We start from the raw sequence: 1,627 nt of genomic DNA, 5'->3' as shown, positions 1-1,627 counted from the left end.
GCGGGACCCCCGGCCGCGAGGCGACCGGGGGTCCTGTGGGTGTGGGTCAGATGACGAGGCCGAGGGCGAGGGGGCCGATGAGGACGGTGAAGATGGTGATGAGGATGACTCCGACGATGTTGAGCACGATGCCGCCGCGGACCATCTCGGTGATCTTGACCTGGCCGGTGGCGAAGACGATCGCGTTGGGCGGGGTGCCGACCGGGAGCATGAAGGCGCAGGTGGCGGCCAGGGCGGCGGGGATCAGCAGGGTCATCGGGTCCACCCCGATGCCCACCGCGACTCCGCCCAGGATCGGGATGAAGGTCGCGGCGGTGGCGGTGTTGGAGGTGATCTCGGTCAGCAGCAGCACGATGGTGACCACCACCGCCAGCAGCAGCACGATCGGCAGCGCGCCGAGTCCGGAGACCTGGGCGCCGAACCAGGCGTCCAGGCCGGTGCCGGCCACGGCCGCGGCCAGGGACAGTCCGCCGCCGAAGAGCAGCAGCACCCCCCAGGGCAGGCCTTCTTCGGCGTCGTTCCACTCCAGGGTCATGTTGCCCTGCTTGTCCCCGGGGATCAGGAACAGCAGCACCCCGGCTGCGATCGCGACCACGGTGTCGTCGAAGAGCTCCAGCCAGGGCAGCTGCTCCCCGAGGGTGCCGATCCCGCCCAGCAGCCCGGGCACGATCCAGAAGAACGCCGCGGCGAGGAAGACTCCCAGCACGGTCTTCTCGCCCTGGCTCATCGGGCCCAGGGCGGCGATCTCCTCGTCGATGAGTTCCTTGCCCCCGGGGACCTCGTCCAGGTGGAAGCGGAAGATCACCCGGGTGATCAGCAGCCAGGCCAGCCCGATGAACACGATCACGATCGGGACCCCGAGCATCATCCACTGGGCGAAGCCCACGGTGCGGCCCAGCTCCTCGCTGATGTAGCCGGCCACGATCGCGTTGGGCGGAGAGCCCAGCAGGGTGCCCAGCCCGCCGATGGTCGCCGCCCAGGCGATCGCCAGGACCAGGGCCACCCCGAAGATCCGCACGTCGCGGTCCTCGATCACATCGCTGATCGCCTTGCCCGAGCGGATCTCCTCGGTCATCGCCGCGGACTCGGCCCGGGTGCCGGCGTTGCGGCTGTTCTCCACCACCAGGGTCAGCACGGACAGCCCGATCGGCAGCATCATCAAGGTGGTGGCGGTGTTGGAGACCCACATGGACAAGAACGCGGTGGCGATCATCAGGCCCAGGATGATCTGGCGCGGGTGGGTGCCGACCCGGGCCAGGGTCAGCAGCGCGATGCGCCGGTGCAGGTTCCACTTCTGCATCGCGATCGCGATCAGGAACCCGCCCAGGAACAGGAACACGATCGGATTGGCGTAGGGGGCGGTGACCTCGGCGACCTCCAGGGCGGTGAGCACCGGGAACAGTACGATCGGCAGCAGCGAGGTCACCGACAGCGGCATCGACTCCGTCATCCACCACACCGCCATCAGGGTGGCCACCCCGGCCACCACCCGGGCATCGGCGGAGATCTCCGCCCCGCCCAGCAGGAACCACACCAGCAGCGCCAGCACCAGCCCCAACCCCCGGTAGAGCCAGGTCCGCCCCGGCGCCCGGACCGGATCACGCTCCTGCGTCCCATGCTCGAACTC

General features: G+C 69.5%; 1 protein-coding gene. It reads right to left on the bottom strand.

From position 1 onward, the window contains the following. Nucleotides 1-46: 46 nt before the first annotated feature. Nucleotides 47-1,627 (bottom strand): SLC13 family permease (locus RE027_RS17710; protein ID WP_368809615.1); only part of this gene is annotated, 1,581 nt, incomplete at its 5' end.

Source organism: Kocuria sabuli (assembly GCF_040981185.1).
Lineage (GTDB): Bacteria > Actinomycetota > Actinomycetes > Actinomycetales > Micrococcaceae > Kocuria > Kocuria sabuli.
The sequence above is the reverse complement of the archived record's forward strand: the minus strand, read 5'-3'. Positions and strand labels throughout refer to the sequence as shown.